This is a genomic window from Thermosulfurimonas dismutans, from assembly GCF_001652585.1.
Taxonomy (GTDB): domain Bacteria; phylum Desulfobacterota; class Thermodesulfobacteria; order Thermodesulfobacteriales; family Thermodesulfobacteriaceae; genus Thermosulfurimonas; species Thermosulfurimonas dismutans.
This window is the reverse complement of record NZ_LWLG01000002.1, coordinates 160,734-179,805: the sequence shown is the minus strand read 5'-3', so window position 1 is coordinate 179,805 and position 19,072 is coordinate 160,734. Positions and strand designations below refer to the sequence as shown.

The following is a 19,072-nucleotide window of genomic DNA, read 5'->3' as shown; positions in this document are numbered from 1 at the left end:
GGGAGGGCATATCCTCCCCCGCTTTAATTCGGGGTAGAGGAATGAAAGTTCTTGAGGCGGTGGGACTTGTTCTGATCCTGTGCTTGTTTTTTGGAACGGTAGTGCTGGCTTCCGACTTAGAGAAGATTCAACAGTTGAATCTTGTTTATAAAGATTTTCGTCTTGGTGACAAGTTAGAGGGGGCGAAAGATCTTAGGCCTTTAAAAGGGGCTCTTCCGGGAACCCTCCGATTTAAAAATGGTTCTCTGGTAGTGGCGATAGAAGAGAAGAGTCGGCGAATTTTAGCACTTTATGATGAGTTCCCACGTATCGCTCCCCAAGAGTTGCAGAGGTTGGTGGGGGAACTTATGGGGCTTTTGGGGGAGCCCACTTTTGAGGCCCATGACAAGATACTCTTCTGGTATTTTTCTCCCAAGGGAAAAATTTCCTCAGAAACCTTCAACCGTATAGTTGAAAAGGGCGAAGAGCCCAAAATTTTGGCTATAGTAAAGCTGTATTGCGACCACAAAATAGTAGAGTTTGCTAATCAGAAAGATCCCAAGGCCCGAGCTAAGGTTTACGTCACTTTTTATTCTCCTTTGTTAATTCGCAAAATTATGCAGGCATGGCTTTAGAAAAAATTAAAAAAATAAGGAGGTTTAAGTCATGAAGAGATGGACATGGTTGGCATTGGTAGGATTTCTTGTTTGGGTCTCTGGGGCCCTGGCCTATACGGTCGAGGGCAAGATTAAAGCTAGGTTGGATTTTAAGGAAGAGATCAGGTATGAGTACTGGGAGACTTTCGATAGTGGTGCTGCGGGAAAAGATGAGGATTATTCCTTCGTTTCGAGCAAGATGCGTTTCGGTGCCGGTTTTACTTCTTCGGTAGTGGATGCTTACGCGCAGTTACATTGGACCCAATTCTTTAATCTTCCTGATGATGGGCAGTTCGGATTGGGGGCGCTTTATTATCAATTCAATGGTGCTTTTGGTACGGATCCGAATAAGGCTACGGATATTGGTTATGGGGCCATTTCTCAGGCCTGGGTCCGGGTTAAACCGCCAATGGTTCCGGGCCTAAGTGTCAAGCTCGGACGTTTCTTCTATCTATCTGGCTTAGAAGGTGGTCTTCCCAAAAATGGAACCCTCAAGTGGGTGAAAAAGGTTCGCGTTTCTCAGCGCATGATCGGTCCCTTTGATTGGTCGCGTGTGGGCCGGGCTTTTGACGGTGGTGTGCTCTCTTACGATTTTAATCCTTGGAATCTTACCATCTCTTACATGCATCCCACTCCGGGTGGTTTTTATCTCCGTCGGGATGATCCAGAAATGAACGGGGAGTCCACTCACGACATTGACATTATTACTGCGGTCCTGAGCCTTAAAGACACCAATCCTTATATTCCCAACCTGGATGCTCAGGTTTTCTATTACTACTACAACGATGAGAGGAAGCTTGCCGGTGGAGACGGCCTTGGTGATTGTGAAGTCAATATGATCGGAGGTCATCTTATCTATGCCTATGATATTGGGCCTGGCACTGCCGACTTCCTCCTCTGGGGAGGCTACCAGTGGGGAGTTTGGGGACGCAATCCTACTTTGGATCATGATGCTTATGCCATAGCCATTGAGGCCGGTTACAAGTTTAAGAATCTCCCCTGGCAGCCCTGGTTCCGTGTGGGTTATTTCTATGGTACTGGCGACGATGATCCTAATGATGGCGATCATGAGACCTTCTTCATGATGATTCCCACTTTGAGGATATACTCCCTTACCCCCTCTTACACCTTTATGAACACCAATTACTGGATGGCTCAGGTTATTCTCAAACCCCATAAGAAGGTGGTGGTGCGTTCGGATGTCCACTTTGTGGATCTTACCGAAAAGGAAGACTACTGGTACCTCGGCTCCGGTATGATGCGTCCCGATGTGCTGAGTTACGCCACCAAGGGAGCTCACCTTGGAAAGAGCGACGATCTTCTTACCATGTGGGATCTCTCGGTATTTATTAAGGACATTTATCAATACAATGGTGTTAAGGTCGGGCTTGATTTCTATCTCAGCCATATCTGGGGGGATGATGTTGTCGAGGATAATTACGCCAAAGACGAGGATCTAACTTTCTTCTACGCCGAACTGCGTTTCACTTTCTAAGCTAATTGACAGGGGGGAGGTATTTTGCCTCCCCCTAAATCTTCTTTTTTAAGGAGGGTAGTGATGAAGACAAGGTTGGGGATACTTTTGTTAGGTTTAACGGCTCTTGTTTTTGCCTGTGCTCCTCAGAAAGCGCCGGCACCTTCTGCGGAAAAGCCAGCGGTTGCTCATCCTGAGCTCTCGGAGGATGAAAAGTTGATCGCCTGTAGTGAATGCCACAAGGAGGCTACCCCTGAGGTTTATGAAGAATGGTTTAAGTCTCGTCATGGTCTTGCTATGGTCAAATGTTTCCAGTGTCATGGAACCTTTGAGACCTTTCATGAGCCTACTCGGGAGACTTGTCGTACCTGTCATTCCAATGCCTACGACAATTGTCCTAAGGATAAAGCTTGTTGGGAGTGCCATAGTCCCCATTTTTTCAAAAAGCATGCTGAATAATTCATCGTAAGGAGGTGTTTTATGAAGCTTAGTAGAAGACAATTTATTAAAAGGACGGCCGCATTAACAGCGGCTTCCCTGGTTGGTATAGAGCTTCCTAAAAGCATGAAAGACGCAGCCCAGGCTGCGGATGTAGATAGTTGGAAACCCGGTGTGTGCCGTTTTTGCGGAGTAGGGTGCCGGGTTTACTTAGGTCTCAAGGGAGGAAAACCTGTAGCTATTAAAGGTATCCCCGAGTCTGCAACCAATAAAGGTTATGTTTGCATGAAAGGTATGCTTTTTTATAAAATAATTCACCATCCTGAAAGACTCAAGAAACCTCTCTATCGTGAGCGCAAGGATCAACCCTTTCGTGAAATCTCTTGGGAAGAGGCCTTAGATATTGCTGCTAAAAAGTTTGCCGAAGCCGTCAAAAACCACGGTCCCAATTCGGTAGCTTATTACGGTTCCGGTCAGGCCCTCACGGAGGAAACCTATATCTTTCAAAAGGTGATGCGTGCCGGTCTAAGGACTAACAACGTAGAGGGTAATCCCCGGCTTTGCATGGCCAGTGCCGTTGGAGGTTACCTAACTTCTTTCGGGGCCGATGAACCTATCGGATCTTACGCCGACATCGAGAAGGCCTATTGTTTCTTCATCATTGGAAGCAACATGGCGGAGTGTCATCCTGTTCTCTTCCGGCGGGTGATGAACCGCAAGTTATCCAAGCCCGACGAGGTCAAGGTCATCAACGCCGATCCACGGGTTTCGCCTACTTCCCGAATTGCGGACCTCCATCTCCAGTTCCGTCCGGGGACGGATTTGGCTCTTCTAAATGCTATGGCCTACGTGATTGTTGAGGAAGGGCTTTACGATGAAACCTTTATTAAAAAGTATTGCAAATTTAAATTAGGTAAACCTCCCAAAGATGTATCCTTTGAGGAATACAAGGAATTTCTGAAACAGTACACCCCGGAAAGGGCGGCTGAGATTTGTGGTGGAAACATTACTCCGGAAAAGATTCGCACTGCGGCCCGCTGGTTTGCCAAGTCCAAGGCTACTATGTCTCTTTGGACCATGGGGATCAATCAGCGTGTCCGAGGAGTATGGGCCAACAATCTGATTCACAACCTCCATCTTTTAACCGGGCAGTTGTGTAAACCTGGAGCGGACAGTTTCTCTCTTACTGGGCAGCCCAATGCCTGTGGAGGTGTGCGTGAAGGGGGCGGACTTTGTCATATCCTTCCAGCTCACCGACCGGTTAAGATCGATAAACTTCGTCACGAGGTAGAGGATCTCTGGGGTGTACCCCGTGGTCGTATTCCGGCCAAGCCTGGATATCATACCATTGCCATGTTCCGGGCGGTGAATGAGGGCAAAATCAAGGCTATGTGGATCAACTGTACTAGTCCGGCCCAGAGTCTTCCTAATTGTGATTTCTATCGTAAAGGTCTTCGGCGCGATGATGTTTTTATAGTGGTTACAGACATCTTCCCTACCAAGACCACGGAAGTTGCCAATTTGGTTCTCCCTACAGCGTTTCATTTTGAAAAGACCGGTGTTTACGGATGCACCGAGCGTCGTTCACAGCTTACGGTCAAAGTGATAGATCCTCCCGGAGAGGCCAAGCCCGAGGTCTGGATCGTAAGGGAGTGGGCTCTTCGGCTGGCCAAGGAACTTAACGACCCTGTGATTAAGAAGTGTGTAGAACCCTTTATAGGCCTTGAGGAGGGGTATGAACTTCCGAAGGCCATTTGGGAAGAATACAGTCAGAAACTAACTAAAGGTCGGGACAATGACCTTTCCGCAGTCACCTATGAGGTGCTTAAACAGCGTCCGGACGGGGTGCAATGGCCGGCGCCTACTAAGGAACACGCCCTCAAGGGAGGAACCTATAAAAAGTTCGTCAGGGGTATCGATCCTCTGGCAGACAAGCATGCTAAGGGCGATGATCCTTATGTCTTTTATGGTCCGGCCCACAAGGATCACAAACTCTATATCTGGCTTAGGCCTTACAAGGGTGCGGCTGAGGAGCCGGATGCTGAATATCCGTTCTTCCTGTCCACCGGACGGGTTATTGATCACTGGCACACCAGCAGTATGACTGGCCGTATTCCGGAACTCTTACGGGCCAACCCTTATGCTTACGTAGAGATCAATCCCAAGGACGCCAGAAGGCTGGGTATTAATCCCAACGACATGGTCGAAATTGAAACCCGCCGTGGCAAGATCGTGCTTCCGGCAAAGGTTTATGAGGGGCCGATTGAGGGCATGGTGTTCATTTACTGGCATGATATGCATGAAGAGCGTATGGCCAATCGGGTTACCAAAGACGCCTTCGATCCTGGCTCGAAAGAACCGGAATTCAAGATCTGTGCCTGCCGAATTCGGAAGGTATCCGGCCCCAAACCGCTCAGACCCTATGTGGTAGGTCATAAAATGTAGGCCAAGGGCGGGGGATGTCCCCCGCCCTTTTGGATGCGTGGCCGGGCTTTATGCCCGGCTTTTTTTGAGAGGTGAGGTGAAAATGCCTGTTGCCGGTTTGGTGATCTGTTTCATTCCTGAGAAATTGGAAGAAGTAAAATCTTCCCTTTCTAAAGTTTCCGGATTGGAGATACACGGCTGGAACGATAAGGGAGAAATGGTAGTGGTTTATGAAGGGGATACTTTTGAGGAAATGGAAAAAGAAGTAAAGGAATGGCCTAAAAAGATAGAAGGGGTGCTTTCGGTTAATGTAGCTTATTTCAATGTGGAAGACGAGGTTGAACGAATAGAGAAAGGAGAATACGTCCCAGAGAGGCCTTGGAAGGAGTAAATGGATCGGAGATTGTTTTTAAAATTTTTGGCCACGGGAATTTTAGTAGGATGTGCTCCGGGAGAATTTACATCTTCTCCGATTAAAACTAACGTGTTAAGGCCTCCAGGAGCCATCCCCGAGGATTTTTTTGCTTCTCGTTGTATTCGATGTGGGCGCTGTGCCGAGAGTTGTCCTTATAGGAGCATAAAGATTTTGGATATCAAGCATGGATTTTATGCCGGTACTCCCGTAATCTATGCCGAAAAGATCCCCTGTTATTTGTGCATGCGATGTGTAAAGGTGTGTCCCACAGGAACTTTACAAAAGGTCTCTCAGAAAGAAGTCCGTATGGGACTTGCTCGAGTGAACAGACGCTTATGTGTAACCTGGAACGGAACGGGTATATGTCGATCTTGTTATAACGCTTGTCCTTTTAAAGAACAGGCTATTAAGTTGGACCGTTTGCGTCCGATAGTTGTTCCAGAGGCCTGTGTGGGCTGTGGTCTTTGTACCTATTCTTGTCCTGTAAAACCAAAGGCTATAGTTATAGAGCCAATTTATGCCTTTAAGGCTTCAAAATAATGCCTAGAAAACGGACAAAATATCGTAAATGGCGTTACCTTTCTTTAAGTGCAGCTTTTTTGTTGATCTTATTGACTCCTATTCTTAACTTGTATTTTCACTTCACTTTCGTTCAAGGATGGTATCAATCTCTTGGGATAGGCAGGTTATGGATTGTTTCTCCTCTCGAAGGTTTGGAGAGTTTGTTGATTTCTAAGTATGTTTATTTGCCCTCCCTTATTGGAATATCTATACCTATTATAGTAGCTTTCTATTTAGGGCGTGTCTTTTGTTCTTGGATTTGTCCAATTAGTTTTCTGCATGAAACTATTGATTTAATAAGAAAAAAATTTTTTAATTTTAATCCTCTTACGTGGAAGGATAAGATTGTTCTTGCCTTGAAAATTATTTGGTTTGCTTTGATTGGAGAGTTTGTTCTTTCTATGATATTGGGTTTCCCTATTTTTGTTTTTATTTCTCCTCCTGGTCTTGTCGGTCGAGAACTCATGTTGGGTATTATTTTTCATTCTTTAGCTCTGGAAGGTCTCATAGTACTGCTCATCCTTTTTTTACATCTTTTTACCCGTCGTTTTTATTGCCGATATTTTTGTCCCTTAGGAGGGTTGCTATCCTTCATTGGACATAAAAGAAAGTTGAAAGTTAGACTGAGAAGTAAGAAATGTACCCAATGTGGAATATGCGAAAAGGTGTGCCCTATGGGATTACCCGTCAATCGAGGAGGTTCTTATAGTCCTTATTGCTGGAATTGTGGGGAATGTGTGGATTACTGTCCTACTGGAGCTTTGAGTTTCTACTGGAAAAGAAATTATTATTTAAAACCCTTAAATGAAAAATCTAAAACTGGAAATTCTAAGGTTCAAAACGATAACCCACTCCAGGGTGAGTAATGATATATCTAGGATTTTCGGGGTCGGGTTCGATCTTTTCTCGTAGTCTTTTGATATGGACATCTAAAGTGCGGCTCCAGGGATAAATCTCTTTATTGGGCCAGATTTCCTGCTTGATAAAGTCGCGACTTAAGACCTCGCCAGGATGGGAGATGAATAGTTCTAATAGATCATACTCTTTCCTGGTAAGGTGAACCTTTTGGTCCTTTACCCATACCTCCCGTTTAGCGGGGATGACCTTAAAGTGCCCGAAGTCAAGTTCTTCTTTTTGGGGACTTATGAGCCTCGCCCGGCGCAGGCAGGCACGGACCCTGGCCTCCAGTTCAAGATATTCGAAGGGCTTGGTGAGGTAGTCGTCGGCCCCCATTTCAAACCCTTTTAGTTTGTCCGAAAGGTTATCCCTTACCGTAAGGATGATAATAGGGGCCTTGGTGATAGAGCGCAAACTTTTACAGAGTTTGAGACCATCGGTGTCGGGAAGGTTGAGATCCAGAATAATAAGTTCGGGTTGAAAGTCTTTTATTTTTTCAAGGGCTTCTTTGCCACTGCCAGCTACTTCTACCGTATAATTATCGAGTTCAAATTGGGAACTCAGTATTTTCTGCAAGTCCGGATCGTCTTCTATGAGAAGGATGCGTTCTTTAGGCATTTTTTAGGGGTAAAGTTATAACAAAAATACTTCCTTTGTGGCCTTCCGGGTCCTTTACCCAAATATCTCCTCCGTGGGCCTTTATAATACCATAACTTATGGCTAATCCCAAACCCAATCCTCCCGAACGTTTATGATAAAATTTTTCAAAGATACGATTTTTTTCTTCCGAGTTTATTCCAGGACCGTAATCTTCCACCTCTAAAAGAACACGGTTATCGTTTTCCTTGAAAGCTCTAACTATGACTTCAGTATTGGGGGGAGAAAATCGGACGGCATTATCGATAAGGTTTGAAATTACACCGTACATCCTTTCAGGATCAATCTCAACCCACAAAGGATGAGGAGGTATTTCCCAGGAGATTTTGATGTCTTTTTCCCAGGCCAAAGGCTGATGGGCTACGCAGGCCTCCTCAACAAGTTCCCGCAAATCGAAAAGCTCCTTATTTAATTCCAGTTGTCCGTGCTCTAATCTTGTAATGTCTAGGATGGTGTTAATCATTTGGAGTAGTTTGTGAACATTCTTTTGAGCAATCAATAAATGCTGATCATGGGGATTTTTTCGGAGGAGAAAGTCAATAGTGCCTTTGATGGCACTTAAAGGAGTTTTTAGGTCATGGGAAATGTTTGAAAAAAATTCACTCTTAAATTGATCGGTTTTCTTTAGCTCTTCGTACGCAGTCCTCAACTTTTCTGTAGCTTCTCTGATCTTTGCTTCTAATTCTTCTTGATGGTTCCTAATTTTATTGATCATATCGTTGAACGTTTCTGCTAGTTCATGCCATTCGTCTTCTGTTTTTATTTCTACCTGTATATATTTTCTTTCTTTTATTTTTTGAGTTGCGACTTTGAATTTATTTAGAGGATTTAAAACCCACTTTCTAATAAGTAATGACAGGCTAATTATCATTGAAGCAAACGTTAAAATAAAGAAAGTATTTATTATGCGCCGTCTTTCAATTAAATGTTGCTTGATTTTATCTGTAGATAATAAAATGCTTATGCAGCCTGCAATAGTCTTTTCTTTGGACCATCGGTGACAACTTAAACATTCGGTTTTAAACGTAAGGGGAGCTGCATATCTATAAAGATTTTTTTCTAGTTTCCAATATTCACGTCCTCTATTTTTGAAAATTTCTATAGCTTTTTTTTCAAACTCATCCGGTTCATGAGCTGGATTTTTGGGATTTTCTACGGCTATTTTTATAGTATAAGGTAGATTGTTTTTGGAAAACAAAGAAAGATCTCTTACAAAGTGCGAAGGAGTTAAAAGTTGAAAATTGTCATCATTTTTAATATAAATACCTCCATGCCATGATATCCATTGTCTAGTAACAGTTATCAACCTATAAATAGCCCTGGCTTGTGATCGAAGTTCATATTCCATCCATTTTTGGTCGTGATATCTCAGAAAGACGAAAAAGAAAATAAAAGGGATTAGAATTGCCAATCCACTTCCGCAAAGAATTTTACAAGCCAGTCCTTTGCAGGGGAGAGAAAGCCTAAAGGGCGCCATTTTTGTTTAAAATAGCTTTCTTTGTGAAGGAAGGCAAGGGTATTTCGAAATCATATAGCCTTCCAGTTTGTTAATCTAGCCTACGCCAAAGAGATATACTATTTCAAACCAAACATTTCTAGAAAAGTATCAGTTTTATTTCGGCTTAGAGGTAAGTTGTGATCGTTTTGTAATAAAACGCGATATTTGCCATCTGCTTTGATGAGTTTTTTCACTTTGTCAATGTTTACAATGAAGCTCCTATGAATTCTGATGAATTGACGAGGATCTAACTTTTTTTCTATTTTAGCCATAGAAAGAGGACTCAAATATATCTTGTTATCACAAAAAATCTCAGTATAATTCCCTGCAGCTTTCAAAAAATGTATATTTTCTACATTTAAAAGGAGAAGATCATTGCCTTCATAGGCAGGTAATTTTACGATAGTTTTGTGCCCTTCCATTACTAGATCTGTGACATCATAAAGCAAAGCGATAAATTGGTTTTGACATTGACTGTCAAGGAGAAAGACTTTTCCGAGTAAAATTGTATCTCGTTCTCCTTTTTTGGAAAAGATTTTTAAAACATAATTATCGCTTCTGCGATCATTTCTGGCTTCTTTTACCATTTGTTTTATTTTTTTGAAGGCTTCCTCTGAATGGATATCAAAAAGGTTTATCAAATTGTCATGACTAAAATGGAAGTCTACGATTTTTCCTATGGTTTCATTAGTACAAAGAATATTAAATTTTTCGTCGAAAATAACTATTCCTACATTAAAACTATGGCGCAAATAATTCAATATTACAGAAAACATTTTTTAAAAAGACAGGGCAGATATTTTTTAAATTATAGCATCTGCCCTGTCTAAATTCTATATGCAGATTAAGCCTTTTCATAAGGCTTTTCTTTTTTCCTGAATTATCGCTTCCATGATGTCCACAGTTTTGATCGGGTCCTCTTCTACAAAAAAGTAACCGCCTAAGAGATTTTTAATTTCTTGGGTCAAAAGGCTTACCACTTTGGGGCTACCCGAAATAGGAGGAGCAGGCCAAAGATGAACAGGGACTCCAGAAGCTACAAAATAGGTTCCAATAGAGACCGCCTTTTCGGTAGTCCATTCAGGTGCCGATCCAACCAATGGAAGGTCTGATATATCGGCCTCAAGATAATCTGCAATAGCACCTGCTAGGGTAAGCATTCGGGAACAATCTACGCACGAGCCCATGTGAATGACCGGCGGAATATTCAAAGCTTTGCAGACTTTTCTTAGCCTTTCTCCGGCCAGTTCTTGAGTTTCAATACGCATTAATCCGGCCTTTGCGGCTGCGATGGCCCAACATCCTGTTCCGATAACAAGGATATCTCGTTTAATTAATTCTTTGGTTAAAGTAACATGGTAATAGTCGTGTTTTACTTTAGGATTATTGCATCCTACGATACCCGCTATTCCTTTGATGTCTCCGGCCAGTATAGCATCGACAAGGGGTTTTAGACTGCCACCAAGAATTTTTAGGAGTTGTTCATTACTGAAACCCACTACGGCTTCAGATTTGAAAGATGGTATGTGTACTTTTCTTTTATCTCTTTTCGGAAAGGCTTCGATAGCGGTTTTAACGATCTTTTTGGCCACCTCGTTGGCGTGTTCTTCTTCAAACTGTATGTGAAGCGATCCCGGAAATTTGGCTCGATCGCTGGTCGAAATGAACTTCGTATGGAAACATTTGGCCAACTTGCCTAGAGCAGGATAGATACACTGGACATCTACTACTATAGCTTCTACGGCTCCGGTCAGGATGGCCAGTTCCTGATGGAGTTCATTTCCCGCTACTGGTACTCCCTGTCTCATTAGGATTTCATTTCCTGTGCAGCACATACCTACGACATTGATTCCTTTAGCTCCATATTCCTGGGCCAACTTCTGCATGTCGGGAGTATTTGCGATTTCAACTACTTTTTCAGATAGGATGGGCTCGTGTCCGTGGATCACGATGTTGATATGATCTGGAGAGATTACTCCAAGGTTAGCCATGATAGTTCTGATCCGAGGAGTGCCAAAAAGGATGTCCTGAAGTTCGGTAGCGATTAAAGATCCTCCCCATCCATCGGCAAGAGAGGCTCTTACGCCTTGAATCAACAAAGAAAGAGGATCGTGATCGACTCCCATAGTGGTGCGGTGCATACTGTCAGCCACTTCTCGGTCAATATTTCGCGGAATAACCCCCGTTTTCTTGTCGGTCTCAGAGTAAAGTTTTTTCTCTAAATCCAGCCACCGTTCTAGTCTTTTTTTCGGGGCATAAGAGGCAAGGAATTTGAGCGGTTTATCGTCCTGCTTTCCAAAATCCTTAAGAGCAATCTCAGCTACATCCTTGGCGATTTCATGAATATCTCTATCAGTATCAACTCCCAGTTTGGTGGCCACGGCTTTAAGTTTTTCGGTATCAAATATTGTGTAATCTTTGTTTTCTTGGCAGGCTACTTCTTTTAGGAGAATGGCTACCGCTCTACCGTGATCAGAATGGGCCGCCACTCCTGCGGCAATACCACGCACTATATTGCGGGCAACAATGGTGTCCGCTTCGGCCCCGCAGACCCCGGTCGTAGTTTTTGGCGTAATTCTACATGGCCCCATAATGCAGTTTTTGCAGCAGAGACCATTCAGACCGAACTTACAGTGGGGAGATTGGGAATTCAGTCTATCCCAAACCGTTTCATAGCCTTTTTCCGAGGCTAATTGTAAAATTTCCTGAACGGCTGGATCGATACTCATTTCTTCGATTTTTTTCTCTTTGACTTTTTTCATGATGAACCTCCTTATACGGGTTATTGGACTCTATATATCCGGAGATCTATGAAGTGGAGAGGTAAAAATTGATTAATAGCCTTATAAGTTCACGGAATGCAAAATAGGTGGATAAAATATCTAAAAATTTTTGCCGAAGCGGTCCCTCTCAAGGACTGAACAGGTTGTATGTAGCAACCGTAGCTGAAGTCTCTCGGTGCTACGACTTAAAGTTCAGCGATAAGTCTGAGATAATAAAGTCTAAGATTACTCTATAAGGAGGTAGTCATGGCCCTTATGGAAATTAGTGTCGTTCCCTTGGGCACAGGATCTACGAGTTTGAGTAAATACATAGCAGAAATGGAGAAATATTTAAAGGAAAAAGGTATTCCTTACACTTTAACCGATATGGGGACCATTATCGAGGGCGAGATTGCTAAGCTTTTGGATATAGCCAAAAAGCTTCACGAGGTTCCCTTTAAGGCTGGGGTCCAGCGAGTTTACACGGTTTTAAAAATAGACGATAGGCGAGATAAGGAAGTCCATCTAGGAACCAAAATAAAAAGCGTAAAAGAAAAACTTTGCTCCTGAGGTAGGTATGGCTTTGGCGGAGGGGGAGGGATTCGAACCCCCGGTGCGGGTTTTAGCCCGCACAGCCGATTTCGAGTCGGCCCCCTTCGACCACTCGGGCACCCCTCCGTTACCGCCGGATTTTGAAGAAATCTCGCAGAAGCCTCGCAGCTTCTTCCGCTAATAGCCCCGAAATAACCTCAAGCCTATGGTTTAAACGCTCATCATTTACGATGTTATATATAGTACCACAGGCCCCGGATTTTGCATCCCTGGCTCCGAAGACCAATCTTTTTACTCTAGCATAAACCAGCGCGCCTGCGCACATGGGACAGGGCTCAAGGGTGACGTAAAGCGTAGTACCGAGGAGGCGGTAATTTCCCAGCCGTTTGGCTCCTTCCCTTAGGGCCAAGATCTCAGCATGAGCGGTAGGATCACAGAGGGAAATAGGTTGGTTGTGGGCACGAGCAAGAATGTCTCCTTCTTCTGAAACCAGGATCGCGCCTACGGGGACCTCTCCCTTCCGGGCTGCAGCTTCAGCCTCTCGCAGGGCCTCTCGCATGAAGTATAGGTCCCTTTCGGAAAAGACCATTTATTTTGTCGCAAGAAGGCTCAGTATTAAATACCAATAGATCAAGCCTTCTCCGAGGTATTCAAGCTTTAATCGCTGGCCAAGGGGTTTTTTTCGGAGAACAAATACCAGGAAGATCCCGTATAACCATAGAGGTAAAAGACCAAGAGCTTTGAGGCCATAGGCCTTTATAGCTCCTAAAGTGGAGGTTGCACCAATGAGGATGAGAAAGCCAAGAGTATAAATAGCTCTTTTTTCTCCCAATGAAGCCGCCAAGGATTCTTGTCCCAGAAAACCGTCTTCAAAGAGATCCATGAGGTCAATATAGAGGGCACGAAAGGCCGAAAGCGTTAAGGTGAGAACGCCAAAGATCAAGAGGTTTTGGATAGGCACAGGAAAGTTCAAAGCAAATAGGAGAGCTACGGTGGTCCAAAAGAGAGCGATGAAGATGGTTCGATTCCCGAGAAACATCCTTCTTAAAGGAGAAATGCTATAAGGAGCACATAATCCCCCTAAAATAGCGGTTAATATCAAGTAACCCGGTCCGGCACGAAAAGTACAGATCAGGGCCCCCGCAAGGGAAAGTAAAGTCAAGATCACCAAAAGGCGCTCGTGTTCTTTGAATAGCCGGGCCTTGTAAGGATTGCACAGCGAAAGGGGACCTATGGCTACCAGAGAGTTCCAGGTATGGGCAAAAAAGGCCAGAAAAAAGGCGGCCAATAAAAGGGGCACTTTAGGTCCAGACCCCAACCATAGGCTCGTTCCAGCATATAAGGCCGAGAGGCCACCGGCAAGGATCAGGTGGGAGTTGAGGAGGATCCATAATAGCTTCCGCAAAGGGTTTCCGGCCGCCGCCAGTTTTTCTACCACCCCGTTTATAAGCCAGTTCGGGGTGGAAGCGCCTGCGCTGACCCCTATTTTTTGAAATTTAGAGAGTTCCTCCAATGGAAGTTCTTCCGGGGTTTCTACTAAGTAGGCTGTTCGATTTTCCTCCCGAGCTATCTGCACTAGGCGATTGGTGTTGGCACTTCCTCGGCCTCCTACTACTACGATGGCTTCGCATTCTCGGGCTAGCTCTCGGATACTTTCTTGTCTTACGTGAGTAGCATGACAGATGGTGTTTATGACCCGACCTCCGGAATATTTTGAGAGGATCTCTTGGGAAAGGAGTTCAAAGATTTCTTCGTCCTGGGTGGTTTGAGAGAGAATGACGTATTTTTTTAGGGGCGGAAGACTTTCGAGGTCTTGGAAGTTGCTTACTACTATACCTTTTCCGGAGGTATAGCCCAGAATGCCTTTTACTTCGGCATGATCCTTGTCTCCTATGATAACGACCTGATACCCATCTTGAGTGTACTTTCGGGCCAGGGCCTGAACTTTGGCCACCCTGGGGCAGGTGCCATCAACGACCTCAAAGCCTGAATGGAGGAGTTCTTCTTTTTCTTCAGGGGGAATACCATGCGCTCTGATGATAACGATACCCCCTTCGGCCCTAGCCACTTTTTTGAGATCTCGGATGCCGAGTTTTTCCAGAAGCTCCAAGGCTTGGGGATTATGGATGAGAGGGCCATAGGTGTAAACCGGTTTCCCCGAGGTCTCGGCAGCCTTGAGGGCCAGGCGCATGGCCCGTCTTACCCCCATACAAAAACCAGCCTTCCTTGCAATTTGAACTTTCATAGTTTCACCCTAGCAAGTTCTTGCTTGATGGTGTGGATGAGTCCTTCTTCCGCGAAACTGAAATAACCCTCACGACCTATAATAACATGGTCTAGAATTTGGAGACCAAGGACCTGAGCCGCCAAAATGAGTCTGCGAGTTAGGGAGACGTCTTCGGAGGAAGGTGAGGGGTCGCCGCTGGGATGGTTATGAACCAGCACTAAGGAAGCGGCTTTGAAGTTTAAGGCTCTGGAGAATATTTCCCGCGGATAGACTGCGCTTTCATTAAGGGTTCCTCTAAAGAGTTCCTCTACCGCAAGGATCCTCCCTCGCGAATCAAGAAAAAGGACCTTGAAAATTTCTTGCGGGCGGTCGGCAAGCTCGTGTGCCAGATATTCGTAGACTTCTCTGGCACTCCGAATGTATTCCCGATTCTCTATGCGACGTCGAAGATATCTCCGGGCAACTTCGTGTACGAATTTCAAAGGCAAAACGTTTTTGGTTCCGATTCCCGGGACCTCGGTGAGTTTCTCCAAAGGGGTCTCAAGGACCTCCGGAAGGCTTCCGAAACGACGAAGCAGTTCTCGGGCCAGCCCTCGGGTGTCTTTTCGCGGAGTGCCAAAGGCCAGTAACATCTCTAGGATATCTTCATCCGTAAAGGCCGAGAGTCCGTATTCCAGGAAACGGCGCCTCAGCCTTTCCCGATGTCCGGTTACCCGTTTTCGAAATTCATCTAAACTTTTCATAAGCTTTTAAGGTCGTCGGCTGAAACCCTTTCTCAAGATGCTATATTATACGTCATGTTAGTACTTGGTATAGAGAGTTCCTGTGATGAGACCGCCGTCGCGGTGGTGGAAGTGGGGAAAAAAGGCTTATCTGTCCGTTCGAGCCTGGTGGCCTCGCAGGTGGCTTTCCACCGGCCTTTTGGAGGCATAGTGCCTGAAATTGCTTCCCGTAAGCATGTGGAGGTCATCTATGCTTTATGTCAGGAGGCTTTGCGCGAAGCCAGGGTAGAGCTTTCCGCCATAGATTTACTGGCAGTGACTAACGGTCCGGGGCTAGTAGGCTCCCTCGTCGTCGGGGTTTCCTTTGCGAAGGCCCTGGCCTATGGTCTCAACAAATCCCTTTCTCCGGTAGACCACGTGAAGGCCCACAGCCTGGCTATCTTTCTTGAGAAGCCGATAGAATTTCCCTTTATAAGTCTTGTGGTTTCCGGGGGGCACACAGCCCTTTTCCTAGTAAAATCTCCGACCGAGCATTATCTCCTGGGACAGACCCGCGATGACGCTGCGGGGGAGGCCTTCGATAAAGTGGCTAAGCTCCTCGATTTGGGGTATCCCGGAGGACCACTTATCAGTCGTTTGGCGGAAACTGGAGAAGCTTCCAAGATCGACCTTCCTCGCCCCATGCTGGACAGTCCGGATCTGGATTTCAGCTTTTCAGGACTTAAAACCGCGGTTTTGAATCTGGTTCGAAGCGGCCGAGCCTTTATGGTACACGATCTATGTGCGGCCTTTGAGACTGCGGTCTGCGAAGTCCTGATGGAAAAGTCCCGAAGGGCTCTTAAACAACTAGGCCTTAAAAGGTTAGTGGTCTCAGGAGGAGTAGCCGCCAACCGTAGACTCAGAGAAAGTTTCGCAAAGCTGGCCGAAACCGAGGGCCTTGAGGTTTACTTTCCACCTCCGGTTTACTGCACGGATAACGCCGCTATGGTGGCCATTGCCGGTTATTATGAGTTTATGGCCGGCAATACCGCGGATCTCAAACTCGATGTCTATGCCCGAAGCCAGTTTCCTAGATATCCGGGCTAAACCGCCGGGCCCGAAAGAATTACTTGCCCGTCATGGCCTTCGTCCTCGAAAGTCCCTGGGGCAACATTTTCTGGCCCGCTATGAGGTGGCTGAAAGGATAGTGGAGCTTTCGGGAGTAGACAAAGAGGCCACCGTAGTTGAGCTCGGTGCCGGATTGGGGATCCTTACCCATGCTCTCGCCCAGAGAGTTCGACGGGTCATCGCCTATGAGATTGATCCCCAACTTATGGCCATCCTTGAAAGGGAAGCCTTTTTGCCTTCAAACGTGGAGGTGCGTAGAGGAGATATCCTGAAGCTGGATTATCTGGAGCTTTCCAGAGAAGTGGGCCAAAGGCTTGTTCTTTTTGGGAATCTTCCCTATTACCTTTCGAGTCGTTTGCTTTTCGAGCTTTACGAGCGTCACGAGGCCATAGCGCTTTGCGTTTTCATGTTTCAAAAGGAGGTGGTTGACCGCCTGCTCTCGCCTCCTGGAACCAAACTCTATGGCATCCTTTCGGTACTCACCGCACTTCTTACCGAGGCCAAAAGGCTTATGAACCTCTCACCAGCTCAGTTTTATCCTCCACCGGAAGTGGCCTCGGCGGTGATAAAGTTAAGATTTAGGGACGTAGATTGCCCCTTTGATCTTTTCCGTCTTATAAAGACGGCTTTTTCTCGCAGACGAAAGAAACTTATACGCAACCTTTCTCTTCTCAAGGTTGAGCCCGGTCTTTTAGAAGTTATCTTCCGAGAGCTAGATATTCCTCTTGATATAAGGGCAGAAGCCTTGCCTCCTGAGAAGTATCTGTTGTTAGCTCGAAGGCTAGAGTCTTATAAAACGATCAAGGAGCTTGAATAAAAGCTCACGCGTCTCGTGATAGAGAGAGGGCTCGCCAAGAATTTCTTCCTGGTTCTGGACATAAGGGCCGGGTTCAAGATCTTCCTTGGAGTTTTCTAAGAGCTCGGCTGCTCCTTCAGGGGTCATTTCTAGATGGAATTGAAGCCCCAAAATACGCTCCTGATAGAGGAAGGCCTGATTGCGACAAGCTTCGGAATAGGCTAGGGGAATAGCCCCTTTTGGGATGGCAAAGGTCTCCCCATGCCAATGAAAGGCCTGAAATTCTTCGGGGAAACCCTCAAAAAGAGGATGAGCCAGGGCTTCTTTGGTTAAGCGTACCGGGAACCATCCGATTTCTTTGTAAGGGTTTTTGGTGACTTCTGCGCCTAAAAGTTCGGCTAAAAGTTGAGCTCCTAAGCAGATCCCCAGGATCTTGATCCCATTTTCAATACTTTTTTTGATATAGGCCTTTTCTTCAGGCATCCATGGATAGCGATCTTCATCGTGAACTCCCATGGGGCCGCCCATGATGATGAGAAAATCTGGCAAGGACTCGGGAAGGGATTCGTTCAAAAAAAGACGAGTCCCGGAGATCTGTAGGCCTCTATCCCTTGCCCACTCGAAGATGGCTCTAGGAGTTTCAAAAGGCACATGCTGAAGGTAGTGACAAACCATTGTGAGCCTCCCGGGATATAATTCTATGGGCATACTTTTGAGCCAAGGCCTTTCTAGCCAGATAGGCCTCACGCACTAGTCGCATATCCTCCACAAAATGAGGCAATTCCTCAAGGGTTAGGGCCTGAGGACCGTCGCAAAGGGCCTCTTCCGGGTTGGGATGAAATTCCACCAGGATGGCGTTGGCCCCGGCGATGACCCCTTGAGCAGCGATATGAAATATTTCCTGAATACCGTCGGGGGCGAAGTGTCTTCGGCCTACGGAATGGGTAGGATCCACACAAACGGGAAGACGGGTAAGACTTTTGACTACCGGTACATGGGCGAAATCCACCAGGTTGCGATGAGGGTCTCCAAGATTGGTTTTGACTCCTCTAAGACAAAATATAATGTTACGATTGCCTTCGCTGGCTATGTATTCACAGGCATTGAGTGATTCTTCTAACGTTATGCCCATGCCGCGCTTATAAAGTACAGGAAACTCCTTTTGACTGCCTACGGCTTTAAGAAGTTCGAAGTTCTGAGCGTTTCGAGTTCCGATTTGAAGCATTACCCCGGTAGGGCGTCCAGCCCGCTCCAGTTCTTCATAAATCTCTTCAATATGTATTTCCTTGGTGACTTCCATAGCTATACATTTGACGCCGTATTTCCCTGCGAGTTCAAAAAGCCAAGGTAGACATTTACGTCCATGTCCCTGGAAGGAATAAGGGTTGGTGCGGGGTTTATAGGCCCCCATACGAGAGGTGGTAATACCGACTTCTCTCAAGGCCTTAAACATTTTTTCTACATTCTGGGGAGTATCCACGGCGCATAGGCCCGCAAAAATATGAAAGGAATCCTGATCGAAATAAAGACCGTTGTATTCAAATCCTAGACTTTCTAAATCTTCCCTATGGCGTCCAATAAGGCGATACTTTTTGGAGACCCGGACCACTTTCTCTACTCCCGGTAGCCTTTCTACCTCTTCATCAGGGATACGGGAAGTGTCACCAATGACGTAGATTTCGATGACCTTCCTTTCTTTACCTGTGACCCCGGAAATGCGCGTTTGGACACCTTGATAATAATGTAGGGTGTTTAGGATCTGTTTGACCTCTGGTCCGGAGGGATCGATATCGGGCTTGAGGATGATGATCATTTGACTTCCCCTCTCTTTTGCCTATATTCAAAGACAATGATAAACCTGAACTTTCAGAGAGTCAAAAAGGGGCTTTGGTTTTGGGCGCTTTGTT

At 45.6% G+C, this 19,072-nt stretch carries 19 protein-coding genes and 1 tRNA gene; 10 read left to right on the top strand and 10 right to left on the bottom strand.

What is annotated here, in order from left to right; translation table 11 throughout:
* Positions 1-41: 41 nt before the first annotated feature.
* From TDIS_RS03020 to TDIS_RS02990, 7 genes are all read left to right on the top strand, one after another.
* Entirely contained in the window at positions 42-614 is a 573-nt protein-coding gene (locus TDIS_RS03020; protein ID WP_153303739.1) for a hypothetical protein, read from the top strand.
* A 31-nt stretch (positions 615-645) separates the two neighbouring features.
* Complete coding sequence (locus TDIS_RS03015) at positions 646-2,130, top strand: alginate export family protein (protein WP_084270925.1); 1,485 nt, start codon at positions 646-648, stop codon at positions 2,128-2,130.
* Between the two features lie 63 nt (positions 2,131-2,193).
* Positions 2,194-2,568, top strand: a complete 375-nt coding sequence (locus TDIS_RS03010) for a cytochrome c3 family protein (RefSeq protein ID WP_068669159.1) — start codon at positions 2,194-2,196, stop codon at positions 2,566-2,568.
* A gap of 21 nt (positions 2,569-2,589) precedes the next feature.
* Entirely contained in the window at positions 2,590-4,992 is a 2,403-nt protein-coding gene (locus TDIS_RS03005) for a molybdopterin-dependent oxidoreductase (protein WP_068669156.1), read from the top strand.
* A gap of 82 nt (positions 4,993-5,074) precedes the next feature.
* Complete coding sequence (locus TDIS_RS03000) at positions 5,075-5,362, top strand: chaperone NapD (RefSeq protein ID WP_153303738.1); 288 nt, start codon at positions 5,075-5,077, stop codon at positions 5,360-5,362.
* Positions 5,363-5,926, top strand: coding sequence for a 4Fe-4S dicluster domain-containing protein (locus TDIS_RS02995; protein ID WP_068669151.1), 564 nt, complete (start codon positions 5,363-5,365; stop codon positions 5,924-5,926).
* On the top strand, positions 5,926-6,813 hold the full coding sequence (locus TDIS_RS02990; RefSeq protein WP_068669149.1) for a 4Fe-4S binding protein: 888 nt from the start codon (positions 5,926-5,928) through the stop codon (positions 6,811-6,813). Before TDIS_RS02995 ends, TDIS_RS02990 begins: the two co-directional genes overlap by 1 nt.
* On the opposite strand, the gene TDIS_RS02985 is transcribed toward TDIS_RS02990, so the two are convergent.
* The 4 genes from TDIS_RS02985 to cooS form a co-directional block, all read right to left on the bottom strand.
* Entirely contained in the window at positions 6,776-7,462 is a 687-nt protein-coding gene (locus tag TDIS_RS02985) for a response regulator transcription factor (protein WP_068669148.1), read from the bottom strand. The two genes, TDIS_RS02990 and TDIS_RS02985, sit on opposite strands and share 38 nt — an antisense overlap.
* Positions 7,455-8,849 (bottom strand): ATP-binding protein, encoded by a 1,395-nt coding sequence (locus tag TDIS_RS02980; RefSeq protein WP_244147468.1) that lies wholly within the window; start codon positions 8,847-8,849, stop codon positions 7,455-7,457. Before TDIS_RS02980 ends, TDIS_RS02985 begins: the two co-directional genes overlap by 8 nt.
* 227 nt (positions 8,850-9,076) lie before the next feature.
* Positions 9,077-9,760, bottom strand: a complete 684-nt coding sequence (locus TDIS_RS02975; protein ID WP_161939464.1) for a LytR/AlgR family response regulator transcription factor — start codon at positions 9,758-9,760, stop codon at positions 9,077-9,079.
* Between the two features lie 93 nt (positions 9,761-9,853).
* Positions 9,854-11,761 (bottom strand): anaerobic carbon-monoxide dehydrogenase catalytic subunit, encoded by a 1,908-nt coding sequence (gene cooS, locus TDIS_RS02965; RefSeq protein WP_068669139.1) that lies wholly within the window; start codon positions 11,759-11,761, stop codon positions 9,854-9,856.
* 267 nt (positions 11,762-12,028) lie between these two features.
* On the opposite strand from cooS, the gene TDIS_RS02960 reads away from it, so the two are divergent.
* On the top strand, positions 12,029-12,331 hold the full coding sequence (locus tag TDIS_RS02960) for an MTH1187 family thiamine-binding protein (RefSeq protein WP_068669137.1): 303 nt from the start codon (positions 12,029-12,031) through the stop codon (positions 12,329-12,331).
* 14 nt (positions 12,332-12,345) lie between these two features.
* On the opposite strand, the gene TDIS_RS02955 is transcribed toward TDIS_RS02960, so the two are convergent.
* The 4 genes from TDIS_RS02955 to radC all read right to left on the bottom strand — a co-directional run bounded on the left by TDIS_RS02955 (position 12,346) and on the right by radC (position 15,283).
* Positions 12,346-12,439 (bottom strand) — tRNA-Ser (locus tag TDIS_RS02955).
* 1 nt (position 12,440) lies between these two features.
* The gene (gene tadA, locus TDIS_RS02950; protein ID WP_068669135.1) at positions 12,441-12,902 is read right to left on the bottom strand and encodes a tRNA adenosine(34) deaminase TadA; all 462 of its coding nucleotides are present in this window, start codon (positions 12,900-12,902) and stop codon (positions 12,441-12,443) included.
* Complete coding sequence (ispH, locus tag TDIS_RS02945) at positions 12,903-14,558, bottom strand: 4-hydroxy-3-methylbut-2-enyl diphosphate reductase (protein ID WP_084270923.1); 1,656 nt, start codon at positions 14,556-14,558, stop codon at positions 12,903-12,905.
* A complete protein-coding gene (radC, locus tag TDIS_RS02940) occupies positions 14,555-15,283 on the bottom strand; it encodes a RadC family protein (RefSeq protein WP_068669131.1) in 729 nt (242 codons plus the stop codon). The genes ispH and radC overlap by 4 nt, the downstream gene beginning before the upstream one ends.
* A 54-nt stretch (positions 15,284-15,337) precedes the next feature.
* Here radC and tsaD point away from each other — a divergent pair, with 54 nt between their 5' ends.
* The gene (tsaD, locus tag TDIS_RS02935) at positions 15,338-16,348 is read left to right on the top strand and encodes a tRNA (adenosine(37)-N6)-threonylcarbamoyltransferase complex transferase subunit TsaD (protein ID WP_068669129.1); all 1,011 of its coding nucleotides are present in this window, start codon (positions 15,338-15,340) and stop codon (positions 16,346-16,348) included.
* The gene (rsmA, locus tag TDIS_RS02930; RefSeq protein WP_161939463.1) at positions 16,314-17,186 is read left to right on the top strand and encodes a 16S rRNA (adenine(1518)-N(6)/adenine(1519)-N(6))-dimethyltransferase RsmA; all 873 of its coding nucleotides are present in this window, start codon (positions 16,314-16,316) and stop codon (positions 17,184-17,186) included. The genes tsaD and rsmA overlap by 35 nt, the downstream gene beginning before the upstream one ends.
* On the opposite strand, the gene TDIS_RS02925 is transcribed toward rsmA, so the two are convergent.
* Together TDIS_RS02925 and TDIS_RS02920 are read right to left on the bottom strand one after the other, a co-directional pair.
* Positions 17,151-17,840, bottom strand: a complete 690-nt coding sequence (locus TDIS_RS02925; RefSeq protein ID WP_068669127.1) for a type 1 glutamine amidotransferase — start codon at positions 17,838-17,840, stop codon at positions 17,151-17,153. The genes rsmA and TDIS_RS02925 overlap by 36 nt on opposite strands.
* Complete coding sequence (locus TDIS_RS02920) at positions 17,806-18,978, bottom strand: 3-deoxy-7-phosphoheptulonate synthase (protein WP_084270921.1); 1,173 nt, start codon at positions 18,976-18,978, stop codon at positions 17,806-17,808. The genes TDIS_RS02925 and TDIS_RS02920 overlap by 35 nt, the downstream gene beginning before the upstream one ends.
* Between the last annotated feature and the right edge of the window lie 94 nt (positions 18,979-19,072).